Annotated in this window: 23 protein-coding genes and 2 pseudogenes; 11 read left to right on the top strand and 14 right to left on the bottom strand. The window is 59.5% G+C overall.

Annotated elements, in window-relative coordinates; translation table 11 throughout:
• Positions 1-3: 3 nt before the first annotated feature.
• Positions 4-1293, bottom strand: coding sequence for a phenylacetate--CoA ligase PaaK (paaK, locus tag HFX_RS18415; protein WP_014732830.1), 1290 nt, complete (start codon positions 1291-1293; stop codon positions 4-6).
• Between the two features lie 101 nt (positions 1294-1394).
• Here paaK and HFX_RS18410 point away from each other — a divergent pair, with 101 nt between their 5' ends.
• Entirely contained in the window at positions 1395-2558 is a 1164-nt protein-coding gene (locus tag HFX_RS18410) for a thiolase domain-containing protein (RefSeq protein WP_004060772.1), read from the top strand.
• Positions 2555-3985 (top strand): zinc ribbon domain-containing protein, encoded by a 1431-nt coding sequence (locus tag HFX_RS18405; RefSeq protein WP_004060773.1) that lies wholly within the window; start codon positions 2555-2557, stop codon positions 3983-3985. Before HFX_RS18410 ends, HFX_RS18405 begins: the two co-directional genes overlap by 4 nt.
• Before the next feature lie 33 nt (positions 3986-4018).
• Here the strand turns inward: HFX_RS18405 and HFX_RS18400 are convergent, their stop codons facing one another.
• A complete protein-coding gene (locus HFX_RS18400) occupies positions 4019-5164 on the bottom strand; it encodes a thiolase family protein (RefSeq protein WP_004060774.1) in 1146 nt (381 codons plus the stop codon).
• Positions 5165-5248: 84 nt separating this feature from the next.
• On the opposite strand from HFX_RS18400, the gene HFX_RS18395 reads away from it, so the two are divergent.
• Positions 5249-6133, top strand: coding sequence for a 3-hydroxyacyl-CoA dehydrogenase family protein (locus HFX_RS18395; protein WP_004060775.1), 885 nt, complete (start codon positions 5249-5251; stop codon positions 6131-6133).
• Positions 6130-6981, top strand: coding sequence for an enoyl-CoA hydratase/isomerase family protein (locus HFX_RS18390; protein WP_004060776.1), 852 nt, complete (start codon positions 6130-6132; stop codon positions 6979-6981). Before HFX_RS18395 ends, HFX_RS18390 begins: the two co-directional genes overlap by 4 nt.
• Before the next feature lie 631 nt (positions 6982-7612).
• Here HFX_RS18390 and HFX_RS18385 read toward each other — a convergent pair.
• Positions 7613-8380 carry an IclR family transcriptional regulator gene (locus tag HFX_RS18385; RefSeq protein ID WP_004060777.1) on the bottom strand — a complete coding sequence of 256 codons (768 nt, stop codon included), beginning with the start codon at positions 8378-8380 and terminating at the stop codon, positions 7613-7615.
• A 148-nt stretch (positions 8381-8528) separates the two neighbouring features.
• Here HFX_RS18385 and HFX_RS18380 point away from each other — a divergent pair, with 148 nt between their 5' ends.
• Complete coding sequence (locus HFX_RS18380; protein WP_004060778.1) at positions 8529-8849, top strand: EthD family reductase; 321 nt, start codon at positions 8529-8531, stop codon at positions 8847-8849.
• An 81-nt stretch (positions 8850-8930) separates the two neighbouring features.
• On the opposite strand, the gene HFX_RS18375 is transcribed toward HFX_RS18380, so the two are convergent.
• Positions 8931-9119: a hypothetical protein gene (locus HFX_RS18375; protein ID WP_004060779.1), complete on the bottom strand. Its 189-nt coding sequence runs from the start codon at positions 9117-9119 to the stop codon at positions 8931-8933.
• Positions 9120-9187: 68 nt separating this feature from the next.
• Positions 9188-9559 carry a cupin domain-containing protein gene (locus HFX_RS18370; protein WP_004060780.1) on the bottom strand — a complete coding sequence of 124 codons (372 nt, stop codon included), beginning with the start codon at positions 9557-9559 and terminating at the stop codon, positions 9188-9190.
• A 524-nt stretch (positions 9560-10083) separates the two neighbouring features.
• Between HFX_RS18370 and HFX_RS18365 the strand changes: the two genes are divergently transcribed.
• On the top strand, positions 10084-10932 hold the full coding sequence (locus tag HFX_RS18365; protein WP_004060781.1) for a carbon-nitrogen hydrolase family protein: 849 nt from the start codon (positions 10084-10086) through the stop codon (positions 10930-10932).
• Here HFX_RS18365 and trpB read toward each other — a convergent pair.
• From trpB to HFX_RS18345, 4 genes are all read right to left on the bottom strand, one after another.
• On the bottom strand, positions 10929-12080 hold the full coding sequence (gene trpB / locus HFX_RS18360; protein WP_004060782.1) for a tryptophan synthase subunit beta: 1152 nt from the start codon (positions 12078-12080) through the stop codon (positions 10929-10931). The two genes, HFX_RS18365 and trpB, sit on opposite strands and share 4 nt — an antisense overlap.
• A 142-nt stretch (positions 12081-12222) precedes the next feature.
• A complete protein-coding gene (locus HFX_RS18355) occupies positions 12223-13572 on the bottom strand; it encodes an FAD-dependent oxidoreductase (RefSeq protein ID WP_004060783.1) in 1350 nt (449 codons plus the stop codon).
• Between the two features lie 432 nt (positions 13573-14004).
• Positions 14005-14535, bottom strand: coding sequence for a DoxX family membrane protein (locus tag HFX_RS18350; RefSeq protein ID WP_014732825.1), 531 nt, complete (start codon positions 14533-14535; stop codon positions 14005-14007).
• Positions 14536-14790: 255 nt separating this feature from the next.
• On the bottom strand, positions 14791-16407 hold the full coding sequence (locus HFX_RS18345; protein WP_004060785.1) for a long-chain-fatty-acid--CoA ligase: 1617 nt from the start codon (positions 16405-16407) through the stop codon (positions 14791-14793).
• A gap of 169 nt (positions 16408-16576) precedes the next feature.
• Here HFX_RS18345 and HFX_RS18340 point away from each other — a divergent pair, with 169 nt between their 5' ends.
• Positions 16577-18100 (top strand): cobyric acid synthase, encoded by a 1524-nt coding sequence (locus tag HFX_RS18340; RefSeq protein WP_004060786.1) that lies wholly within the window; start codon positions 16577-16579, stop codon positions 18098-18100.
• A gap of 105 nt (positions 18101-18205) precedes the next feature.
• Positions 18206-18349 carry an HVO_A0556 family zinc finger protein gene (locus HFX_RS20200; protein WP_169330964.1) on the top strand — a complete coding sequence of 48 codons (144 nt, stop codon included), beginning with the start codon at positions 18206-18208 and terminating at the stop codon, positions 18347-18349.
• A 30-nt stretch (positions 18350-18379) separates the two neighbouring features.
• On the opposite strand, the gene HFX_RS18335 is transcribed toward HFX_RS20200, so the two are convergent.
• On the bottom strand, positions 18380-19609 hold the full coding sequence (locus tag HFX_RS18335; protein WP_004060788.1) for an ABC transporter substrate-binding protein: 1230 nt from the start codon (positions 19607-19609) through the stop codon (positions 18380-18382).
• A gap of 206 nt (positions 19610-19815) precedes the next feature.
• Here HFX_RS18335 and HFX_RS18330 point away from each other — a divergent pair, with 206 nt between their 5' ends.
• Complete coding sequence (locus tag HFX_RS18330; protein ID WP_004060789.1) at positions 19816-21090, top strand: IS4-like element ISHme2 family transposase; 1275 nt, start codon at positions 19816-19818, stop codon at positions 21088-21090.
• A 40-nt stretch (positions 21091-21130) separates the two neighbouring features.
• Here HFX_RS18330 and HFX_RS18325 read toward each other — a convergent pair.
• Positions 21131-21427, bottom strand: a pseudogene (locus tag HFX_RS18325) (transposase); the annotation flags it as partial.
• Between the two features lie 83 nt (positions 21428-21510).
• Here HFX_RS18325 and HFX_RS19860 point away from each other — a divergent pair.
• Entirely contained in the window at positions 21511-22146 is a 636-nt protein-coding gene (locus tag HFX_RS19860; RefSeq protein ID WP_137685691.1) for a hypothetical protein, read from the top strand.
• A gap of 270 nt (positions 22147-22416) precedes the next feature.
• Here HFX_RS19860 and HFX_RS20195 read toward each other — a convergent pair whose 3' ends face one another.
• On the bottom strand, positions 22417-22608 hold the full coding sequence (locus HFX_RS20195) for a hypothetical protein (RefSeq protein WP_004060791.1): 192 nt from the start codon (positions 22606-22608) through the stop codon (positions 22417-22419).
• Positions 22609-22906: 298 nt separating this feature from the next.
• Here HFX_RS20195 and HFX_RS20730 point away from each other — a divergent pair.
• A pseudogene (locus HFX_RS20730) lies at positions 22907-23643 on the top strand (hypothetical protein); the annotation flags it as partial.
• On the opposite strand, the gene HFX_RS20660 reads toward HFX_RS20730, so the two are convergent.
• Together HFX_RS20660 and HFX_RS18315 are read right to left on the bottom strand one after the other, a co-directional pair.
• Positions 23640-24068, bottom strand: a complete 429-nt coding sequence (locus HFX_RS20660) for a DUF5518 domain-containing protein (RefSeq protein ID WP_160163662.1) — start codon at positions 24066-24068, stop codon at positions 23640-23642. The pseudogene HFX_RS20730 and the gene HFX_RS20660 overlap by 4 nt on opposite strands.
• A gap of 60 nt (positions 24069-24128) precedes the next feature.
• Positions 24129-24806, bottom strand: coding sequence for an IS6-like element ISHme1 family transposase (locus tag HFX_RS18315; RefSeq protein WP_004060793.1), 678 nt, complete (start codon positions 24804-24806; stop codon positions 24129-24131).
• Positions 24807-25040: the final 234 nt, after the last annotated feature.

The raw sequence follows: 25040 nt of genomic DNA, 5'->3' as shown, positions 1-25040 counted from the left end.
CGTCTACTGGCCGCGGTGGTCGTAGACGCGCTGGACCTTGCCGACCTCGGTTCGGGCGATGTTCCCGTACTCGACGAGATTCAACTCGTCGGGGGTGAACGACAGGACGTTCGAGAGGCGCTTTCCGATGCGATTTTTGAGGTCGCTAATGGAACCGGCGAAGTCCTCCGTGAGTTCGACCGTAACCTCCAGTTGGTCGAGGTTCCCCTCGCGCCGAAGGTCGATGCGGTAGTGCGGCGCAATCTCGTCGAATTCGAGGACGACCGACTCCACCTCGCTTGGGTAAAAGTTCACCCCGCGGACGATGATTAGGTCGTCGGAGCGACCGGTGATGTTGTCCATACGGACGCAGGTCCGGCCGCACTCACAGGTATCGTAGTCGAGCGTCGTCAGGTCGCCCGTCCGGTACCGAAGCACCGGAAGCGCATCTTTTGCGAGCGTCGTCAACACGAGTTCGCCTTCTTCGCCTTCCTCGACCGGGTCGCCCGTGTTAGGGTCGATGACTTCGGGATAGAAGTAATCCTCCCAGATGTGAAGCCCGTCCTGTGCTTCGCACTCGATGGAGACACCGGGACCGACGATTTCGGAGAGACCGTAGATGTCGATGCCGGTCACGCCGAGTCGGTCTTCGATTTCGTTCCGCATCGGCTCGGTACACGGTTCGGCGCCGAAGATGACGGTTCGAAGCGGGAGGTCGCGAATGTCGATGCCCATATCTTCGGCGACTTCGGCGAGGTAGAGCGCGTACGACGGCGTACAGGAGATAACGTCGCTTCCGAGGTCGTTCATCATCTCGACTTGCCGCTGCGTGTTCCCGCCGCCGATTGGGATAACCGTCGCGCCGAGTTCTTCGACGCCCTGGTGAAGTCCGAGACCCCCGGTGAAGAGACCGTAGCCGTAGGCGTTCTGGACGATGTCGTCTGAGCCGATGCCCGCTGCGGCGAGACAACGCGCGACCGCCTTACTCCACACGTCGAGGTCGTCCTGCGTGTAGCTGACAATCTTGGGCTTGCCGGTCGTCCCGGAGGAGGCGTGGATGCGAATTACGTCCTCCATGTCGACGGCGAACATGCCCGTCGGATAGTTATCGCGGAAGTCCTCTTTCGTCGTAAACGGGAGCTTCGAGAGGTCGTCGACGCTCTCGATGTCGTCCGGTGTGAGACCCAACTCGTCGAACGTCTCGCGGTAGAACTCGACGTTCTCGTACGCGTTCTGCACCGTCGCCTGCAGGCGACTGTTCTGGACCTCACGAAGTTCGTCTCGTGAGGCAGCCTCCATGCTATCGAATACCATGTACAAGTGAACCCGATGATAGAAGGTGATAAAAATGATGCGGTCACGCCACTACTGACGCGGGGCGAACCTATTTCGCGGGGGATACGTAATCGACTATCATGCGAGATGCGTACATTGTCGGAGCGGGCCAATCGAAATACGGCGCGTTTCCGGACGAGAGTTACCGGTCGCTATTTGCGACGGCCTTCGAGGAGGCGCTCGACAGCGCCGGGGGCGTCGAACCGTCCGCGGTCGACGAGGCGGTCGTCGGGTCACTCGGCGTCGGCGGCCGACAACTCGGCCTGTCGGGACCGGCCGTAACAGAACACGTCGGACTCCACGGTGTCCCCTGTTCTCGAATCGAAAACGCCTGTGCCGCGAGCGGGTACGCGGTCAGACAGGCGGTACAGGCGGTCAAAAGCGGCATGGCCGACGTGGCCCTCGCGGGCGGCTACGAAGTCATGACCGACATGAGCGGCGACGTGGCGAAATACTGGCTCGGCGTCAGCGGCGAAACCGAGTGGGAGCGACTCACCGGCACGACGTTCTCGGGCGTCTACGCGCAGATGGCCTCCGCGTATCTGGACACCTACGACGCCTCGCCGGACCACTTCTCGAAAGTCGCCGTGAAGAACCACGCGAACGGTGCGAAAAACCCGAAGGCGCACCTCGGTTTCGAGTGTTCCCTCGACGACGCCCGAGACGCGCCCGTCGTCGCCGACCCGCTGAATCTGTATCACTGCTGTCCGACCTCCGACGGCGCGGCCGCGGTCATCGTCGCCAGCGAGGACGTGGCCAGCACGTGCGACGAAGCGATTCGCGTCGCGGGCGTCGGTGCCGCCTCCGAGCGCGTCGGACTCTTCCAGCGCGACAGTTACACCTCGATTTACTCGTCAACACAAGCCGCTGAAACAGCCTACGAGATGGCCGGACTCGGTCCCGACGACGTTGACTTCGCGGAGGTACACGACTGCTTTGCCATCGCCGAACTCCTCGCCTACGAGGACCTCGGATTCTGCGAGCGCGGCGGCGCACCCGAACTCATCGACGAGGGAGTGACGGAACTCGGCGGCGAGTTGCCGGTCAATCCCTCCGGCGGCCTGAAGTCGAAGGGACACCCAATCGGCGCGACGGGCGCGGGACAGGTCGTCGAGGCGTTCAAACAACTCACCGGCCACGCGGACGACCGACAGATTCCGAGTGCACGGGTCGGTCTCACGCACAACGTGGGTGGGTCCGGCGGTGCTGCGGTCGTTCACGTCCTCGAAGGGGGTGTGCTATGACTGGACTCCGAATCGCGGGCGTCGGCGCGTACGTGCCGCGTCTGTACGTTCCGGTATCCACCTACCGCGACGCGTGGGGCAAGAGCGGTGCCGCAGGCGTCGAGCGGGTCGCTGTGCCCGACGCCGACGAGGACACGCTCACCATGGCGACGGAAGCGAGCCAGCGCGCGCTCAGCGCCGCCGACGTGGACGCGAGCAAAATCGAACACCTTGCGTTCGCCACCACCACGCCACCAGCAGACGAAGAAGAACACACTGTCCGGCTCGCTTCGCTACTCGGCGTCGGCCCCGCGGTTCCGACGCGACAGTTCGGCGGCGGAACCCGCGCCGGTGCAGTCGCACTCGCGGCCACACTTGACGCGGAGGGGCCAGCACTCGTCGTCGTTTCCGACAGCCCGCAGGGCGCACCCGAAAGCGACGAAGCGGCCGCAGCCGGGGCAGGTGCCGCCGCGCTCGTGCTCGCCAAAGACGGGCCGCTATCCGTGGACGGAGTCGGCGAGTACGGCGAACCCTTCCCGGGAACTCGGTTCCGCCAACGCGGGAGCGCCGAGACGGAATCCATCGGCATCACGCAGTACGAGCGCGACGCCTACACCAGTTCCGTCGGCGGTGCGGTCGAAGCCCTCGGAACCGACGTGTCGGCTGTCGATGCCGTCGCACTCACCGCTCCGGATGGCAAGCTCCCGTACCGCGCGGCAGGTGCGGTCGGCGTGCCTACCGAGAAAATCGCGTCGGGAACTGTCGTCTCCAAGACCGGCGATGCGGGTGCTGCAGGACCGTTCCTCGGACTCGCTTCGGCGCTCGAATCGGGCGCATCGTCGGCCCTCCTCGTCGGTTACGGCGGTGGCGCTGGGGCGACAGCGGTGGTGCTTTCCGCAGATAGCGACGTGCCGCTTGGTGCGGTGCTCGAAGGCGACACGGAACTGTCCTACGCCGAAGCGCTTCGCCGTCGCGGAACGATAACGGGTGAAGAACCGGAGGGCGGCGGCGCGTACGTGAGCGTCCCGACGTGGCGACAGACGATTCCGCAGCGCCACAGACTCGTCGCCGGGCGGTGTACCGACTGCGGCGCACTCTCGTTCCCGCCGGAGGGGGCGTGCTTCGACTGCGGGTCGCTCGCCGGATACGAAGATACGCCGCTTCCCGGGACGGGAGCGGTCGAAGCCGCGACGGCCATCGGGCAGGGCGGCGCACCGCCCGAGTTCGTCGAACAACAGCAACGCTCCGGGTCGTTCCCGGTCGCCGTCGTCGCGTTCGACGGCCCGGAAGACGACGAGTCGGTGAGTGCACCCGCACAAGTCGTTCACTCGCCCGCCGGAACACCCGCTATCGGCGACCGAGTCGAGGCGGTCCCGCGCCGCATCTACGAACAGGAAGGCGTCGTCCGGTACGGGTTCAAGGTCGTGCCAACCGAGGTACAGCGGTAGGCTGGTCCACCCCGGGTTGACCGGGTAACTCACTCACTGCCGCTCGAACACCGTCGCAACACCCTGTCCGAACCCGACGCACATCGTGGCGAGACCGTACCGGCCGCCGCGGCGGTCGAGTTCGTGCAGGAGCGTGGTGGCGATGCGCGCGCCGGAGCACCCGAGCGGGTGGCCGAGGGCGATTGCGCCGCCGTTGACGTTCAGTTTCTCCTCGTCGATACCGAGTTCGCGCTTACAGTAGAGACTCTGAGAGGCGAACGCCTCGTTGAGCTCCACGAGGTCGAGGTCGGAGACGGTTAGTCCTGCCTTATCGAGCGCCGCGCGGGTTGCCGAAATCGGGGCAACGCCCATCTCTTCGGGGTCGACGCCGACGACGGCGCGAGAGACGACGCGCCCGAGTACCGGGAGGTCGTTCTCCTCGGCGTAGCTTTCGGAGGTGACGAGCGCGCCCGCGGCCCCATCGGTCAGTGGAGAGGCGTTCCCGGGCGTGACCGACGCTTCCTCGTCGTCGGCGAAGACGGTCGGCAGCGATTCGAGCACGTCCATCGACGTGTCTTCTCTCGGTCCTTCGTCGTGCTCGACGAGGCCGTCCGGCGTTTCGACAGGAACGATTTCGGCATCGAAGCGGCCGGATTTACGAGCCTCAATGGCCCGTTCGTGCGAGCGGAGAGCGAACGCATCCTGGTCCTCTCGGGGGATGTCGTATCGCCGGGCGACCGTCTCGGCGGTCTTGCCCATCGAAAGCGAGTCGCCGCCGTCGTACCGCGTTTCGAGGTCCGGATGGAGCCAGTCAGAAAACGGAATTCGAGACATGTGTTCGACGCCCGCGATAGGATAGACCGCGCCGTCGCCCGACTCGACCGCGCGGGCGGCGTCGTTCAGCGTCGTTAGTGACGACCCGCACAACCGAGAGAGTGTCGCGCCCGGAACCGACTCGGGGAAGCCCCCGGCGAGAAGCGACTGTCGCGCGAGGTTTCGACCCTGTTCGTTTTCTTGATTCGCACAGCCGAGGCGGAAATCGACCCACTCGTCGGGCGAGACACCAGTACGGTCTGCAAGTGCGTCCAACACCGCGATAACCAAATCCTCCGGGTACACGTCCGCGAAACCGCCGTCTTTCTTCGCCTGTGGCGTTCGAACTGCGTCGACGATGACTGCTCGCTCAGTGGAACGGCTCATACCAATTGGTGTGACAGCATCTGACTTGAACCTTCGTTGAATGAAGGCAAATGATTATGATGGTTCACGAACCCCTTTTCGGTGATGCAAGTGAGTGTACTCGGTGCCGGAACCATGGGACACGGAATCGCACAGGTGTCCGCGATGGCCGGCCACGAGGTGACGATGCGAGATATCGAAATGGAGTACGTCCAGAACGGGCTGGACGCAATCGAGGAGAACCTTCAGGGCGGCGTCGACCGCGACAAGGTGACGCCCAAGGAGATGTCGGCCACGCTCGACCGAATCTCGGGGACGACCTCGCTGGACGAGGCTGTCGCCGACGCCGACCTCGTCGTCGAAGCAGTACCCGAAGACATGGACCTGAAGCGCGACACCGTCAGCGAGGTCGAATCACTCGCCGACGAGGAGACGATTATCGCGTCGAACACGTCGTCGCTCTCGGTGACGGAGATTATGAGCGCCCTCGACCGGCCGGAGCGCGGCGTCGGACTCCACTTCTTCAATCCAGTCCACATCATGGGCCTCGTGGAAGTCGTCGTCGCCGAACAGACCGACGAAGAGACGCTGACGTTCGCAAACGACTTCGTGGAGGGAATCGACAAGACGGCCGTCCAAGTCGGCGATTCGCCCGGGTTTGCCTCGTCGCGTCTCGGCGTCGCACTCGGCGTCGAAGCCATGCGAATGGTTCAGGAAGGCGTCGCCTCATCGCACGACATCGACGACGCGATGGAACTCGGCTACAACCACCCGATGGGTCCAATCGAACTCGGCGACGTGGTCGGTCTCGACGTTCGTCTTGGGATTCTCGAATACCTGCGCGAAGAGTTAGGTGAGCGATTCCGCCCGCCGCAGATTCTCAAGCGGAAGGTCCGCGCTGGCAAGTTAGGCAAGAAGACCGGCGAAGGCTTCTACGTCTGGGAAGACGGCGAAATCGTCGGCGTCAGCGAGGACGTGATGGGCCGATGAGCGACCACGACGAGTCGATAGGCGAAGACGGTGAACCGGCGAGCGTGGAGTCAATCGCTGCCGAGTGCGAGACGGTCGATGTGGCCGTCGATGACCGTATTGAGGGCGTCGTCACGGTGACGATGAACCGACCCGACGCCCGAAACGCGCTAAACGCGACGCTTCGGGCCGAACTCAAGCGCGTCCTCGACGCCATCGAGGAGAGCAGCGCCCGCGTCGTCGTCCTCACGGGGGCGGACGAGGCAAAGGCGTTCGTCGCCGGTGCGGACGTAACGGAACTCCGCGAGCGCGACATGCTCGAACAGCGCGAGGCGAGCAAGCGCCCGCGGGTGTACGAGTACGTCGACGACCTCCGACAGCCGGTTATCGCTCGCATTAACGGGCACGCACTCGGCGGCGGCTGTGAGCTAATTCAGGCTTGCGACGTTCGAATCGCACACGAGCGAGCGAAAATCGGCCAGCCAGAGATTAATCTCGGCATCATGCCCGGCGGCGGCGGCACACAACGCCTCGCCCGCCTCGTCGGCGAAGGGCACGCGATGCGGCTCATCCTAACGGGGGAACTCATCCCGGCCGCAGAAGCGGCGGATATCGGACTCGTCGAGGAGGTTCACGACGACGAGACGTTCGACGACCGAGTGTACGAACTCGCCGAGATGATGGCGGCAAAGAGTCCCGTCGCGCTGGAGTTCGCCAAGAAGGCGGTCAAAGCCGCCTCGCGGATGGACCTCGAACAGGGAATCGAATACGAGGCCGAGTTGTTCGCCCAACTATTCGGGTCACCAGACAAGGACGAAGGCATCGACGCGTTCTTCGAGGACCGGGAACCCGAGTGGCACGAACGATAGTGTTCGAATAATTCGAACGCTATTGGCTATCTACTTGGTACTGTAAACGACCGAATTACACGTTGTCCCTCCCGAATGTAGTTTCTGAATCCGGTAAGACGGATGAGTATGCTATACACGGACACATACACCCAGATTCAGGAGTGCTGAAAACGTACTGAGCCCGCCATTCGTTCCGCATATTCGAACGAGAGTACGTAAGTTCAGAACACATGTCCGAAGAGTGAGAACCGTCGTTCGAAAGAAAAGAACAGGTGTTCAAAGAGTCGAGACAGCCGAGTGACTGCGTCGAGTTGATGGTTCGAAAAGTGATGTCTGGAGCAACACCGTCTGGGTCAACACAGGAGCGCCGCAGAAGCACTCAAGCAGCGAGGTGCATTACACCCATACTAATGTAATTGTTTGCCAGAATACCTATATAGACACCACAAAGATAACTATTGTTTGGTCTAGTTCTATTCGAGCTATTCGAACGAGACAATCTAGTGGCAGATAATCGAATAGAGAGTCTATCCACCCAAAAGCAAGCATTCTACGCATGTATCGGGGGTTCAGTGACAGAACAGTGCGTTCGAACGATTCGAACAACTGTTCTATCTCTTCGAGACGGATGACGAATCGAAAACGACGCTCAGGAGAAGTTGAGGTTTATTTCGACCTCGTTTGCGGCCCCGAGAAGGAGGTCGGCGAGGTCGTCAGTCAAACGGTCACCTTTGAGTCGGTTCGACGGGCCGGAGATACTGATTGCGCCGACTGGGTAGCCATCTTGGTCGGTGACGGCGACACCGACGGCGTGGAGTTTCGGGACGATTTCCTCGCGGTTGAGCGCGAATCCGCGTTCGCGAATGGTTTCCAACTCCTCGAAGAGTACGCCCGGGTCGGTTATCGTATGCGGCGTCTTCTCCGGAAGACCGTGTTGGTCGATGATTTCGTGGACTCGCTCGTCGGGGAATGCAGACAGAATCGCCTTTCCGGCGGCGAGTTGGTGGAGGTACGACCGTGTTCCCTCTCTCGCCGGGGTCCGAACCGAGTGCTTACCGGCCGCACCGTAGAGGTGGTATGCGCGTCCCTGTTCTTCTGTCACGCACCACACCTTCTCGCCCGTCTGCTCGGCGAGTTCTTCCAGTTTCGGCTTCGCCACCTCGTAGAATTGGTGCTGGTTACGCGCGTAAATGCCGAAATCGAGGAGTCGAAGCCCGACTCGATAGCCGTCGTCGTCCAGAACGACGAGTCCCTCTCGTTCCAGTGTCTTCAGGTGCCGATGAACCGTGCTTTTCGCAAGCCCGAGTTCCGACGCGAGAGCAGTCGGTCCGAGCGGTCCTCGTTCCTTGAGCCGTTCGAGGATGCCAAAAGATGTCGCTGCCGTCTTCACCGGTCGGCGCTGTTCGTCGTCTGCCATTGTGTGGCATCCGTGTTCATTCGTTATAAACTTTGTTCGAAAAATTCGAACGCGCGTTCAGGTACTTCGAACGGAGCGGGTCAGCGGTACTATCCGATTAGCGGTGGGCGATAGAGCAAAGTAGTATCCGGGAGGATAGCTGACGTGCATGATTAAACTGGTGAATCTAGTCGTCCGAGCGGACGAGTACAGTCACGAGGAGTTCGTCGAGCGCTGGATGGGTTCGCACGCCGACATCGCGAAAGAACTCCCCGGCTTACAGAAATACGTAACGAGCCTTCCAGCAAACCCCGAGCGGTCCGAGTACGACGGTATCGTCGAACTCTACTTCGAGGATATGGGCGCGTTGAAGGCGGCGTTCGACTCCGACATCGGCAAAGAGGTGAACGCCGACGCCGCCGAGTTCATCGACATGGAACAGGGCCCGACGCTCTACGTCGAAGAGACGGTCCAACTCGACAGGTCGTGACCGAACCGGGCTTCCGCGACTACATCGACGTGCTACGAAAAGAACACGGGCTGAATCCGCTCTGAACACGCAGGTCGCTGCTTAGGTATCCGCTCGTTCCTCATCGAGGAGGTCGCGGATGTCGTCGGTCGACAGCAAGTCGACCAGATTTTCCCCCGCTTCGTACTGTGCTTGTTCTTCAGGCGTGAGGTACGTCTCTCTGTCGCGCTCGGAAAGCAACTCTTCGAGTCGGTCGTTGAGGTCTTCTGGGTCGTAGCCGGGGATTACCATAGACGAACATATGTTGTGAGATAACTTATAACACAGAGGGAAGAAGAATGGAGCCACGCAGTGCGTGGTTAGTCCACGACCACACCGTCGTCTTTCACGTTCGGTGCGCCGACGACGAACACCTCACCGGCATCGAGACACCGGAGTTGCCGCACTTCGTTGGGGGAGACGACGACGATATCTCCGGATGCGAGTTCGAGCGTCTCGGTCACCGTTCCATCGTCGTCGGCAAAGACCATCTCGAATCGGCCGGAGAGAACGTGATACAGTTCCTCTTGTTCGGTCTGGCGGTGCATTGGTCCGGAACCACCCGCCTCGAATACCCAGACCGTCGGGCGCATCTTCTCGGGGCGGAGTTCGTAGCCGACAGCGCGGACCTTCGCGTCCGCGTGTTCGACATCGTGCAGTTCGAGGTTCGAGAGGGAGGCGTGTTTGTGCATCGCTACGGGCTATGGGGTGCGGAATAATAGGTGTGGGGTGTAAGGAGAGATAGCAACCCAGTTGTTACGAGTTGGGTGTAGAGACTGGCTGAACAGTGTAAACATCCCAACAGTACGATACATTCACAAATTATATAATTTGTGCAATTTTTACAATTTGTACAGTAGGTGCGTTTATTATCATATTTATGCACTCAAGCATGTGAAATGTATTCTCAAAGTGACTGAAGACAACTAGCAGAATAGTGCCTGCGCAGTTGGTGCAGAATCTCGAAGAACTCCGACTCCCGCCGCAACAGATGTGGGGTCGATGTCGAACTGCACACGCCACCGGGTGGCCACTTCTTTTTCACCGAAGCGCCGTGGTTCGAGCGGACGGTGAATCAGACCGTGGCCTTCGTCGAGCAAAGACTGTCCTGAAACGGTTGCACGCCATTCACTCCACTCGCTCTACTTGCTCCACTCACTGCGGAACCCAACAGAACCTGAATACCATAACGGACGAGCACGAACACTCGCATACGATGTCTCAGTTCGTCGTCGCGGCGTGCCAGATGGATTCGAAGGACGACAAACAGGATAACCTCGACCGGGCGCTCTCGTTCGTGGACGAGGCCGCCCGCGCGGGCGCTGACCTCGTCGCCTTCCCCGAGATGGTGACGTATATGGGCGACAGAGGCCGGTATCCCGAGGTTGCGGAACCCGCGGACGGACCGACAGTCAAGCAGTTCGCCGAGCGAGCCGACAAACACGGTATCTACGTCCACACAGGGAGCTTCTTCGAGCAGATTCCCGGCTCAGAGCGCGTGTACAACACGTCTGCCGTTATCGGACCCGACGGCGACGCACTCGACTACTACCGCAAGGTCCACCTCTTCGACATCGAACTGGAAGGAAGCGTCGAACAGCGAGAATCCGACTACGTGGCTCCCGGAAACGACGTCGTTACCGTGGATACCGAGCTTGCGACGCTCGGCCTCTCGATTTGCTACGACCTCAGATTCCCACAGCAGTACCAGACGATGGCTCAACGAGGGGCAAACGTCCTCCTCGTCCCATCGGCGTTCACCATGTACACGGGGAAAGACCACTGGAAGGCGCTCCTGCGGGCGCGGGCCATCGAGAATCAGGCGTACGTCGTCGCACCCGCACAGATTGGAACCAAACCGGCTTCGGAGCCGACATACGGGCGCACGGTCATCGTCGACCCGTGGGGGAACGTCGTGGCGAAGGCGAAAGACCGAGAGGAAATCGCCACTTCGACTATCGACTTGGACTACCTCGACGACATCCGCCGCGACATGCAGACGCTCCAGCATGCTCGACCAGACGTGTACAAAAACGAATACGAAAATGAACCCTCGGGTCGTTAGAGGCTGAATCGCTCCGCCGCGGTCTCCATGTCCTTGTCACCGCGTCCGGAGAGGTTGACGAGGATGGTGTCGTGTTCGCTTGTTTCCGCGAGTTGAATCGCTCGCGCGACGGCGTGACTGGATTCGAGCGCCGGAATGATGCCTTCGGTCTCGCTGAGTTCGCGGAACGCCGCGAGCGCCTCGTCGTCGGTGACGCCGGTGTACTCAGCACGGCCGAGCGCGCGGAACATCGCGTGTTCCGGGCCGACACCGGGGTAATCCAACCCGGCGGAGACCGAGTGAACTTCCACGTCGTCGTCGATGACGCGGGTTTTCATCCCGTGGATAACGTCGTCTTTCCCCTTCGCAAGGGGTGCAGCGTGTTGCTTCGAGTCGGGCCCCTTACCGCCTCCTTCAGCCCCGTAGAACGACACGTTATCGTCGCGGAAGGCGTGGAAGAGGCCGATGGCGTTCGACCCGCCGCCGACACACGCAACGGCGGCGTCGGGGAGTTCGCCCGTCCGGTCGAGGAACTGCTCGCGCGCCTCCTCACCGATGACGCTCTGGAAGTCCCGAACCATCCGCGGGAAGGGGTCCGGGCCGACGACGCTTCCGACGAGGTAGTGCGTCTCGTCGATATTCTTCGCGAAGTCCTCTAACGCGGCGTCGACGGCGTCGGCGAGTCCGGACCCGCCGCGAGTTACCTCGTTCACTTCGGCCCCCATCAGGCGCATACGGAAGACGTTCATCTGCTGGCGCTCGACGTCCTTTTTCCCCATGTAAATCTCCGTGTCGAGGTTGAACAGCGCACCCACCATCGCAGTTGCCGTGCCGTGTTGTCCGGCACCTGTTTCGGCGATGAGTCGGTCCTTACCGGCTTTCTTCGCCAAGAGCGCCTGTCCGAGTGCGTTGTTGATTTTGTGCGCGCCGCCGTGGAGCAGGTCCTCGCGTTTGAGGTAGATGTCCGCACCGTATCGCTCGCTCAGGTTCCGTGCATGGTACAACGGTGTTGCGCGTCCCGCGTACGTTTCGAGCAAGCCACGGAACTCGGCCTGGAAGTCGTCCGACGCCGAGATGTCGTCGTAAGCCGTCGCGAGCTGTTTAAGTGCCGATTCGAGTGCTTCGGGGACGTATCGCCCGCCGTATCCGTCGAAATCTCCGTGCGTCATATACACAGACGATTCGTCTCAAATGTATAAAATATTGCTCTAACAGACAAGGTAGGGCAATAGTAGACAACAAGACCCATTCAAATTCGGTCCGTTCTTCAGACGGTCCGACGCGACGGCTGGCAATAACACCTGGCCGAGTTCAGTCGAGCTTCCCGCCGAGGACTTTCGCCGTCGTGAGAACCGGGTCCCACGGCGGACTGAACGGCGGCGCGTACGACAGGTCGAAGTAGGCTAATTCGTCGACTGTCGTCTCGGTGTGCAAGGCCGCGGCGACGGTGTCGACGCGCTTGGCGACGCCTTCGCGTCCGACCATCGCCGCGCCGAGGACGCGCCCAGACTCCTTGTCGCCGAGCATCGTGATGGTAATCTGCTCGGCACCGGGGCAGTAGTGTGCCCGCGTGGACGCGTCGATGGTCACGCTTACGGGGTCGAATCCAGCCTCACGGGCCGATTCTTCGTCGATGATACCCGTGCGCGCGGCTTCGAGTTCGAAGGCTTTCACCGCGGCCGTCCCGGCGATATCGCCGACCGGCGTCGGGTCGCCAGCCATCGTCTGTCCGATGGCTCGACCGGCGCGGTTGGCGGTGAGGGCAAGCGGGACGTAGTCGGGTTCGCCGGTGACGACGTTCCGTGCTTCAGCGCAGTCGCCCGCGGCGAATACGCCTTCGGCGCTCGTGCGGCCGTGTTCGTCGGTTGCGATGGCACCGCTCTCTCCGAGTTCGATACCGGCTTCCGCCGCGAGTTCAGCGTTAGGCGTCACGCCGACACCGACGAGTACGAGGTCAGCAGAGTACGTCTCGTCGCCGACGATAACGCCCGTCACGTGTCCGTCGTCGCCACTGAATCCGTCGACGGCTGTGTCGAGGTGGAGTTCGACGCCCTCCTCTCGGAGATGTGCTTCGGTCTTCTCCGCGACCGTCTCGCCGAACGGGGCGAGCACGTGCGGGAGCATCTCGAACAGGTGAACGTCCACGTCGTGCGCGTCGAACGCCTCGGCCATCTCGATGCCGACGTACCCCCCGCCGACGATGGCGACCGATTCCGGGGACTGTGTCTCCATTGCGTCGTGAACCTCCTTCGCGCTGTCGAGACTGTGAAGCGTGTAGACGCCGTCGAGGTCCATTCCCTCGAATGGAGGCTCGATAGCCCGTGCGCCGGTTGCTATGAGCAGTTGGTCGTACGGCTGGGTGAATTCACCGCCCGGGGCCGACACGGTGACTTCGTGGGCGTCCGGGTCGATACCGACGACCTCGTGGTGCAGTCGCAGGTCGATGTCGCGCTCCTCGGTGAACTCCTCCGGCGGGACCTGCAGCAGGTCGTCGAACTCCTCGACAGTGCCTTTCACGTAGTACGGCATTCCGCACGCGGCGTACGAGACGAACTCGCCCTTCTCGAAAACGATGACCTCGCGGTCGGGTCGCTCTCGTTTGAACTTGCTCGCGGCGCTCATACCCGCGGCGTCACCGCCGACGATGACTATCGGTTCCATGCCTACTCGTTCGCTCGGAAGCGGTTAATATATTGCCCTGATTTTACAAGATTGATAAGAGTCACATAGACGGAAGTACAGTCAATGACGATAATAGGCCGTCGTCGACAGGTCGAGGAGTAGCGATACAGCGCAGCCTAGCGGAGTTCTTGAGGTGAACCAGCGTGTCAGCGATGAATTTGGTCCAGACATGTATCCGCTACTACTCTTCGGATTGCGGCATTAATATTGTTCACTATATGAACATCCACACATATACACACAACACAGGAGCACACAACGGTCGGGACCGAATCAGCCGCAACACCAACAGCGACAAGTCGAGCAGTTGTCGGTCGATGTTGCTCGATATGAGGGAGTAGGCCAGTGTCAAAAAGCAGATACGAATTCCCCCTCGAAAAGGCCGCATTCGGTCGCCCGCGTTCGCCCCTCTCAGCCGAGGAGGTACTTGAGGACGGGGCGCTGGCGGACGAACGCCAGCGTTTCGATGATGGCGTCGAGGCCGAGAATCCGGCCCGCGGCGAGGGTCCCGACGATGACGAACAGCATGAGGCCGAAGAGGTCTCCGTTGACGTAGCCGTGTCCCCAGTCGGCGTTCCCGAGGTAGAAGAACACCATCAGGACGCCGCCGAAGAAGGCGGCGAGCCGGACGAGTGCACCGACGAGGAGTCCGAGACCGATGAGGAACTCACCGGCCGGAATCATGACATTGGTGAACTCCAGCAGCCACGGCGTGTTAGCGGCCCAGACGAGGAAGCCGTGAATTGGCGCACCCTCGGTTCCGTGAATCATCCAGCCCGAAGCATCGAAGGCTTCCGGGCCCATGAGCTTGCTGACCCCTGCGTTGAGGAACCAGTAGCCCGTGATGAGGCGGGTGAGTACGAGTACGTACCCCGTCACGCCCTGCGAGTAGTCGAAGTCCATGCGGTTCCCTAACATCTCGATTTGTCCAGTTGCGGCCATTGTCTTTCACCTAACAAGTGAACCAACGGAGGGAAATCGAATATAAACGAAGTCTGATTTCCGAATCCAGGGAATCGAGAATCATCGAAATTGAGCGGATCAGCGGCCGGGATTGGGGTGGTCCGTGGGGAGCCGAGCACTCACCTCCGCGAAATTGGTGCAGAGTAAATGAGGCTGGAATCACCTCTGCGAAATTGGTACAGAGTAAAGGAGGATGGAATATCCAATGCCGCGCACGCAGACAGCCGTTGAGAGCTACCCCTTCCCGACCATCTGGTCTTCGTCGTCCCACTCGCGCTTCCGAAGTTCGTACTTCTGAATCTTCCCCGTCGCCGTTTTCGGGATGTTCTCGACGAATTCGAACTCGCGGATGACTTTGTAGCCCGCGAGTCGCTCTTTCGTGTACTCGGTCAGTTCCTCGGCGGTGACACCGGGATTGTCGATATCGCCGTTCTCGGGGACGATGAACGCCTTCGGCGTCTCGCCCCATTTCTCGGACGGTGCGGGGATGACCGCCACGTCGCCGACGGCGTCGTGGTCGAACAGCGTGTCCTCCAGTTCGACCGACGAGATGTTCTCTCCACCGGAGATGATGATGTCCTTCTTGCGGTCCTGAATGGATATCATGCCGTCTTCGTTGACGACGGCGAGGTCGCCCGTGTGGTACCAGCCTTCGAGTCGGTCGTTGAACGCCTCGTGCGTCTCGTCGGGCTTGTTCCAGTATTCTTCCATCACCTGATTTCCGCGAACGACGACTTCGCCGATGCTCGTGTCGTCGCGGGGGACCTCCTCGCCGTCTTCGTCGACGACGCGAAGTTCCGTGCCGAGCGGGGCGACACCCTGTCGCTGTTTCAGCGAGAAGCGGAGACCGCCCTCGTCCGGAATCAGCCGACGGGCGTCCGAGGTGGCGATGAGCGGTCCCGTCTCGGTTGCGCCGTACAGTTGCGTGAACTCCCACCCGAACTCGTCTTCGGTGTACCGAATCGTCGCGCTCGGTGCGGCGCTTCCGGCGGCCGTCACGCGAACGGGGTTGTCGCCGGTCACCGACGGGTCGTTCTCCTCGGCGTATTCGCGCAGAATCGACAGCACCGTCGGCGCACAACAGAAGAACGACACGTCCTCGGTAGCGATGGCGTCGAAGACGTGTTCGGCGTCGACACCGCGCGTGCAGACGTGTTTCGCGCCGCGGCCGGTGACGGCGTAGATGTGTCCCCACCCGTTGACGTGGAACATCGGCAGCGTCCAGAGGTACACGTCGTCGTCGGTGAGGTGGTGGTGAATCGTGACGAGTTGGGCGTGCAGTGATTCGGTTCGATGGGTCCGGCAGACACCCTTCGGGTCGCCAGTCGTTCCCGAGGTGTAGTTGATGGTGATAACCTCGTCTTCGGACATCTCGGGGCGTTCGTAGTCGTCAGCATCGGCCTCGTCGAGGAACTCTTCGAAGGCAACCCAGTCGCCGTCGACTGCCGCGGGGTCGTTCGTCACGAAGACTTCGGCGGGCACGTCGTCGCGGATAGCCTCGATTTTACCGGCGTACTCGTAGTCCGCGTAGACGACCTCGGAACCGGAGTCTGTGAGGAGGTATTCGTAATCTTCGGGCGTGAGGCGGTAGTTGAGGGGAACGTGAATCGCACCGCACTGCATCGCGCCGAACGCAACTTCGAGGTGGTAGTGCGTATTTGGGTCCAACACGGCGACTCGGTCTCCCTTCTCGATGCTGCGAGACTGCAGGGCCGCAGAGAACCGGTCGACTCGGTCGCCGAACTCGCCGTAGGTGAACCGCTCGCCGTCGGTTCCGACGATGGCCTCGTAGTCGCCGTAGTAGGTTCGAGCACGGTCGAGGAAGTCCGTCACGAGTAACTGTTTCTTCATTCATGATAGACCGGGCTGTCGAGAAAACTAAGCGCACCACTTGCGGCAACATTTCAACCACGTGAGTGAACGACCTCAGTATGACGGGATATTTTCCTGTGGTGCTCTCGGCGCTGAGTTCGCCGTCGAAATGAACACCTTTGAACCGGGCGTTCCTGTGTCTCGGTAGATGACGACGCCGACGCCGAACCCAACCCCGTCGCCGACCCTTCTCGTCGCCGGAACCGCGAGCCACGTGGGAAAAAGTACCGTCGCGGCCGGTCTCTGCCGCCTGTTCTCGACTCGCGGGTTCGACGTCGCGCCGTTCAAGGCCCAGAACATGAGCAACAACGCCCGGGCGGTCGCGGCCGCGGACGGCGACGGTTTCGGCGAAATCGGCGTCTCGCAGTACGTTCAGGCCCGAGCAGCCGGTGTCACGCCGACCACCGACCACAATCCCGTTCTCCTCAAGCCCCACGGCGACGGCACCTCACAACTCGTCGTCCACGGCCAAGCGGTCGGCTTGAACACCGCAAGCGACTACTACGCGACCCACTGGCAGGATGCGCGAGATGCGGCGGTCGAGTCCCACCGTCGATTGGCCGAATCGGCTGACGTAGTCGTTGCCGAGGGTGCCGGTTCAATCGCCGAAATAAACCTCCACGACCGCGATTTGGCGAACGTCGAAACAGCTCGGTTTGCAGATGCACATATCCTCCTCGTAGCCGATATCGAACGCGGCGGCGTCTTCGCCAGTCTGGTCGGGACGCTCGAACTGATTCCGGACGACCTGCGAGACCGAGTCGTCGGCGCGGCCATCACGAAGTTCCGCGGCGACCCGAGTATCCTCGAATCGGGATTCGAACAGTTCGAGTCGATGACCGGAGTACCCGTCCTCGGCGTGCTCCCGTACGACGACCCCGGCCTTCCCGAAGAAGACAGTCTCTCGCTCCCCGCCGAGGACGAACGCGCGACCGTCGGCGACGACGACAGCGTTGACGACACGGAGGCGGTCACCATCGGCGTCCCGCGTCTACCACACATCTCGAACGCGACGGACTTCGGCCCGCTCGCCGAGACACCCGGCGTGCGGGTCGCGTACCTCCCGCTCGATTCGTCACTCGACGATATCGACGGCGTGGTGCTTCCGGGAAGCAAAAACACCGTCGACGACCTGTTTGCGCTCCGAGACGCGGGCTTCGACGACGAACTCGTCGCGTTTGACGGGCCAATCGTCGGTATCTGTGGCGGCTACCAACTCCTCGGCGAGCGAATCGAGAATGCCGACATCGAGAGCACGGACGACGTGGACACCGCCGAAGGGTTGGGCCACTTACCGACCGTCACGGAATTCTCCCGAGACAAGCGCGTCGAACCGGTGAGTATCGACTTCGAGGGTGCAGGGCCGCTTTCGGGAGCGGGCGGTCGGGTCGACGGCTACGAGATCCACATGGGAGAGAGCCGAATCGTCGGTGATGCTATCCCCATCTCCGGTGACGGAGCAGCGACAGGCCGCGTTGCGGGAACGTACATACACGACCTCTTTGCGAACGAATCGCCGCGGAACGTGTTCCTCGACGCAGTGTACGAGTCAGTTGGTCGTGAGCGTCCGACTGAGTCACGGTCGGAGACGGACCCGTACGAACGGGCCGCGGCACTCGTCGGCGACAACCTCGACATCGACTCACTCCTCGATACCCTCGGTTTGGATTGAGCGACGTAACTGGACCGGAGCGACGTAACGACAGCGCCGAGAGTGATGAACCGTGACATATCTATCCGCAGAAATGTTCTTATCCATGGAGTCAAGTCGTCAACTATGTCCCAATCGATGTATCTGCTCGACTCGTTCGACGACGACGATTGTACGTACTGCGACGGCGACCTGGTGGTCAGGGACTACAAGAGTAACGAGGCTATCGTCTGTGACGACTGCGGGACGCCGGCAGTCCAACTCTGGTAAAACAGCCGACAATCGAAGTCTTTCGACGTTTTAGTTCGTTCCGTTGATGATGTCGGCGACGCGCTGACGGTCGAACAACTGTTCGTCTTCCGGAATCTCCGGGTACGGTCCCTTCTCGTATGTCGGCCACGCGCCGAACTGCTCGGGGTAGAGCTGTTTTGCGGTCATCTCCAACTGGAATAGGTTGAGAATCGGCCCCTGATAGCGAGCGCCCTGCGCGTGGATACGGCCGTTTTTCACCGCCGAAATCTCGCTTCCGACCGGGTCATCGGTGAACATCGCTCTGGTTGCGACCATGTCCGTCGTCGGGTGCATTCCTCCGAGCGAGAAAATCACGTCCGGGTCGGCTTCGAGAAGCGTCTCAAAATCGACGGTCGAGCCGGACTCGAAATCGTCGCCGAACGCGCTTTCGACACCCAGCGGGCGCATGTGCGCCGTCAGGTATCCGGGTTGGTTCGCGTCGTAGGCGTAAATCGTCTCGAAGTCGCGGGAGGCGAGCATCACGGCGGTCGGGCGGTCTTCCTCAGCGGGGAGGTTCGACGAAATCGTCTGTAGAAGGTCGTCGTGAATCGACGCGAGTGCTTCGTACTTCGCTTCGGCTTTGAACACTTGCGCGACCTTCTCGAAGATTTCCCAAAGCCCGTAGAACTGGTACGCATCCGCCCACTCCGACGGCGGGCTTCGGTTTCGGTCGCTGAAGGTGTTCCCGAACCACGGGCTGACGTTCTGTTCGATTTCTTCGAGGTCCGCGGAACTCCAACTCCCGAGAGCGGCCACGTTCGCCGGGTCCGCGAGGTGAACGTCGCTGTCGAGTTCGTACAGTTTCTCTTTCGTCGGTTCCCACGAGGAGTACAGGCCGCTCCAGTCCAGAGAAACGCCGTCGAGTCGCACGACGAACTGGTTCCACAGCGCGTCGTAGTAGTCGGGCGCGTGCATCGAGTTGACGGCGTCGCCGTGACCGAGTGCGAAGGCCATTCCCGCGTGGTGCGTCAGGCGCGTGAAGACAGTCTCCGGCACGCCGTCGAACTCCACGTCGCCCATCGGGGCCATCGAAACGGTGTACGAGTCGCCGTCGGACGATTCCGTCGTCGCCTCTGTCGTGGATTCCGAGGTCGACGTTGCGGTCGCGTTCGAACCCGATTTTGTCGTCGTCCCCTCGCCCGAATTGCCCGTACAGCCCGCAATCAGGCCGCCAGCGGCGACCGCGAGCCCAGATTTAAGATACGTCCGGCGAGTCGCCGACTGCTCCTTATCTGCCATAAGTTTTTAGGACAGCCTAAAATACAAAGAGCCATCGATTTTAGGATGGCCTAATTTTGTCTATATGTTAGAAACATGAATAGACATCATGCATCCGTCTTTAGCTAAGAGCAGAACCACGTGACAGCGACGGCTTATCGAGGCTTCTTTTCGAGAGGAATGAGGAGGCAACCGTTGTGCACACAGAAGCCTCCTCATCGAGAATCATGCGTCGGCTTACTACACTGTTTCCCTCCGAGTTCCTCGAAGAGCACGCCGAGGAACTCGGCGTGGTCGAGCGAGAGGGCAAGCTACAGGTTCCAGTCCTCGTGTGGGCGCTCGTGTTCGGCTTCGCCGCAGGTGAGAGCCGAACTCTCGCAGGGTTCAGACGCAGCTACAACTCCACGGCTGATGAGACGATTTTACCTGGCGGCTTCTATCACCGGTTGACGCCGACACTCGCGGAGTATCTCCGCGAGCTCGTCGAGCACGGCCTCGACGAGGTCGCTGTTCCCGAGGCTGTTGACGCTGATATCGACCGATTCAGGGACGTGATGATCGCTGATGGAACGGTGTTGCGGTTGCACGAGTTCCTCTCTGATGAGTTCCAAGCCCGTCACGAGGAGCAGGCTGGAGCGAAGCTCCACCTGCTCCACAATGCTACCGACGAGACGATTGAACGGATGGACGTGACGGACGAGAAAACGCACGACAGCACGCTGTTCAAGACGGGTTCGTGGCTGCAAGGACGGTTGGTTCTGCTCGATCTGGCGTATTTCAAGTACCGTCGCTTCGCGTTGATCGACGAGAACGACGGCTACTTCGTGAGTCGGCTGAAGCAGAACGCAAATCCGGTGATAACGGCGGAATTGCGGGAATGGCGCGGCCGCGCCATTCCCTTGGAGGGGAAGCAGATCCACGATGTAGTCGATGACCTCTCGCGGAAGTACATCGACGTAGCGGTCGAAGCGGAGTTCAAACGTGGGCCGTACAACGGGACACGGTCGCTGGATACGAAGCGGTTCCGCGTCGTCGGCGTCCGTGACGAGGACGCAGACGACTACCACCTCTACATCACGAATCTCCCGAGAGAAGAGTTTCTCCCGGCGGATCTCTCAACGCTGTATCGGTGTCGCTGGGAAGTAGAGACGTTGTTTCGTGAGCTGAAGACGCAGTACGAGTTGGACGAGTTCGACACAAGCGACCCGGATGTCGTGGAAATTTTGCTGTACGCGGCGTTGCTGTCACTGCTGGTGAGTCGTGAGCTGTTGGATCTGGTCACCGAGCAGGCCAACGATGAGATCGTATTTCCGCCTGAACGCTGGGCGGCGACCTTCCGGTCGCACGCCCAGCTCATCCTCCACGAACTCGGTGAGTACCTCGGCTACTCGGCACCACCGTTGCTGGAGCGCCTGATCGAAGACGCGCAGAAGATCCACAGGCAGCGACCAATCTTACAAGAGACGCTCGCTACCGCTACGCAACCGAGGTGTAAGTCTTAGCTAAAGACGAATGGCCCTCGAAGTTTGACGGGCTGTACATCGCGTTGAGCGCGTCGCCGTGCGAGCGCTTAATCGATGAGAAGCCGGTTTCACTCATCCAGCGCTGGTCGTAGTCCTCGTTCATTCGAGCGTTGTGGGCTTTCTGCAACGGGGTCTGTTCTCTGTGTTTGATCAATGGTCGTGTTGAGTTGGAGCGACACTCCTCACCGAGGTCGCTCCAAGGGTAGTTCGCGTCAGCAGATAACACACGCAGGTCTTCCGCGTTCCGGCGGAAGATCTGCATCCTGATATGGCCGTCCCACGCCTTCTGCGTCGTGTAATGAACGTCTCCTGCCAGTGACGAATTCAGTCTGGGCTGAGCAGATACCTAACTTACAATTCAAAAAGTATAAACTGTTATGTACTTTTGAACAAATTGCAATGCGAGAAGACTCAGATTCAAGTGAGCAGACCAGACGGAGAGTCCTCCAAATGCTTGGGGCCACTGGAGTTGGGCTAGGATTCACTAGTGGAAGTGCAGTAGCAAAGGGTACGCCACCAGAAAAGAACGATACAACGATCGCCCAAGGGACCTCCGGTTATACGACGAGTAATAAAGGGACCCCCGATTGGTTCACAATCAAAGATGATGGCAAGTGGAATGTTCACGACGTAAAAAGAACATCCGACCAGGGGATCATTACTCTGGGCCATGGTGACTGCCCGGGTGATTCAATTGAAGTGTCGGTTGATCGCGCAATACCGGCTTTAAGCAAGACGCTCAATCTTGGAATACATCACTGCGCGGGTGATCTATGTGATTGGGGGGTTGAAGCTACGCTAATGGGGATGACCGAGGATTTCGGAACCACCGACGACTGTAATGCTAGGTTAAAAACGACGCACGATTTTCAGGTACTTAAAATTGACGGTTACGTAGAGGCACATGCCTCATGGAACAACCCGCTTGGAATGGTAGATCATTGGACTATTGAGATTGATGCTAAATGGTACGATACGTCAGATGGTTGGCAAGAGCACTCGATCGAAGCTCGAGTTGATAATCCTGCCGTGTAGCTCTAGACGGCTTTATTGCATCCGCAGAGGGGAGTGGAATAGGTCGTCAGAATAACCGTGTTGAAACGGAAGAGTACTGTTGTACCGAAACTTACTCTTCCGCTTCTGAAACAGGTGTCCTCGATTGCTCATAAGCTCAGCGATGCTGCAGCACTCCAGCTCAGTGGTCCAGCCGGCAACGTAGTGATTAGGACAACTTCTGGAGAAATCCACCGAGATGATTTTCTATCCACGAGGCGGCGAAGATTACCTTCTCATCAGCTGTTTCAGTCAGGAGATCCGCTCTACGCAGATGCCGCACAATCTCCTTCTCCCGGCCAGCCATGTCATCAACAGCAACGGCAATCTCTTACGTGTCTTCCCTGAATCACTATCGACGCGAACCTCTTCGACGATCTCACCGGCCTCATCCATTACTGCCACCTGTGCGTCTCGCTTGTGAACGTCAATTCCAAGGTACATTGATTCTCACTCCGGGACGCCAGTGCGTGGAACAGAGATTCACCTATGCGGGCTTGCCCGGATGCCGCGCGCCGCGGCATCCGAGCTGTAGCGCCCAAGCCTCGGCTTCTTACGCACTTGGACCAGTCAGTTAAACGTGCTCGGTGGCAGGAAACACGAATCGGTCTCTTGCGTCCCATATCTTGTTCCACGCTCTCATGGGATAGCAGAATTTCCATAGTCAGTTAAGTGTGAAAAGTGAGGCGGGAGAATTTCTTGCTGGTCAATGGCAGAAATCGCCCGCCTCAGCGGTAGTAGTGACTGGATTGATTTGGATTTTGTGGAGCGCGAGCGGACACCCGAGCCAGCGATGGAGCTCGGTATTCAGATGCACGTGGCGGTATTGTCACTCTCGAATACCATCTCTGTTCTTGATAATGGCCGTTCGAAGAATACATCCGCATGGTCACACGCGCAGCGTGGAAGGCACTCTCAGTTCGCCGCTCGATCCCAGCGAACCGCCCACCTGACGACCGGTTCGAGCGGTAATACCGACCGGGACAACTCTCCAAGCAGTGGCAACGCTGTCGTGTCGGCGGCGGTAGTTCGCCGCCGACACCTTCGTGAGATCGCTGGCCTGAAGTGGACGTCAACTGCTGGTCCGGCGACTGTTTCATCAGTGAACTCGCTCGTCAGAACCAGTTAGCCAAGGACGCTTTGTGAGGTACTGAAACGAACGAAATTCTCTATTTTCGGCTGTTTTCGACCACTACAACCGCTCTCACCGAAATCTTTCTCAAAGAACTGCGGCACAAACACGATGTCGAAACCACCGTATTTCTCTTCGATGGTGCGAAACATCTCCAACCTGCACTGCAACGAGCCGGGCTCCGATTTCAGACAGAACGCCACGGAAATCGAAACGCCATCGAACGTATTTTCCGAGAAGTAAAGGGTCGAGCCTCTTCGTTTTCAAACTGCTTCAGCAACGTCGAACCGAGTACAGCTGAAAACTGGCTCCAGAGTTTCGCTCGCTGGCACAATGCTCCAAACTAAACACTGCCATTTGTGGTGTGTAACCAGTGTGCGGTAACAGTGTTCGTTATCCAACCGCCAATTCGACCAAAGATAACCCCGAGTACACATAATACACTCAATATAACCACGGAGAAAATAGTGAACATAAACGGTCCGCCCTTCCAGCTTGTAATATATGCCATATTAGGCGGGATAGATAAAATAAAGCTAATGATGGCACCAATAAATGCAGTGCGGAGTCCCGCGGCACCCGGATCTGCCGAACGAGCGACTGCGATACCCCCAGCAAGTACGGTCCCGAATAACAATATTGAACCAGAAGGGCCCTGTCCAGAGATGGACAGCGAATTTCCGACAACGTTGATAGCTAGCCCACCCAGCGCACCGAGAACTGCAATCCGCCATACCTGAGGAATGCCGCGAATTCGAGGGGTATATACCATACCAAATATATCTATGTGTCTTTGTGCTAATATGACTTTCGGAGAATAAATGGGCACTGTCTAGTTAACCTCCTGAGCTGGCGTTCTTCCGTCGAGCGATTGATGCGGTCGCTGAAAATTATAGTAATGAACGAACAGTGCAAGCCACTGTCGGAGGCTCTGCCGACTACCCACCCACGAGTTGTGGAAACGGTCGACCCGCATCTTGAGCGTGTGAAACCACTTCTCGATGAGGTTTCGCTCTGTGTAGTCGACTCGACCGTTTACTCCTAATCGAGAGAAGGCAGTCCGATAGCCGAAGGCATCAGCCAGAAACACCGTGTTTGAACAGTCGTGTTTCTCACAGACTCCGTGGAGAAACGCAGCCGCCGGATTAATCCCGTGACGCTTGAACAGCGCAACGTCAAGAATCACTTTCGTGTCGAGGTCTATTGCAGCATATAACCAAGACCACTTGCCATTGATCTTGACAGCGGTCTCGTCGACCGCGACCCGCCTCGGCGTCGCCTTCGGCGGGTCGGAAACGCTGTCAGCCAACCGATGTACCCACTGGAAAATAGCTTGAAACGAGCGTTTTACGCCGAGAAGACGCAGAATTGCTTCTGTCTCTCTGAGCGAAAGGCCGGCAGCATGGAGTCGGACGGCGACGCCCGTCAGGGCGTTCGCCGTCCGCTCCCGCTGCCAACATTCATAATTCGCCGTTTCCAACGACTCTGTGAGCAGTTCTAGGTCAAGCAAAGCACTAGATCTACGAACTGCTCGCTTCTCAAACTGGCCTAACTAGACAGTGCCGGCCTACCAAATGTAAAAATTATTCAATACCAAGATGGTGGTTTTTAGCCACTCAATTACGTCACTAAATCAATTTTCGTGGTTGTTCTAGCTCTCACCAGCCATCTCCAGTTTAACTGGATAGTTTCTACATTTCTAGGACAATAGACACAATAATTTTATGGCACGGTCTAGATGAGC

Origin of the sequence: Haloferax mediterranei ATCC 33500, assembly GCF_000306765.2 — an archaeon.
Classification (GTDB): Archaea; Halobacteriota; Halobacteria; order Halobacteriales; family Haloferacaceae; genus Haloferax; species Haloferax mediterranei.
This window is presented reverse-complemented; position numbering and strand designations above follow the sequence as displayed.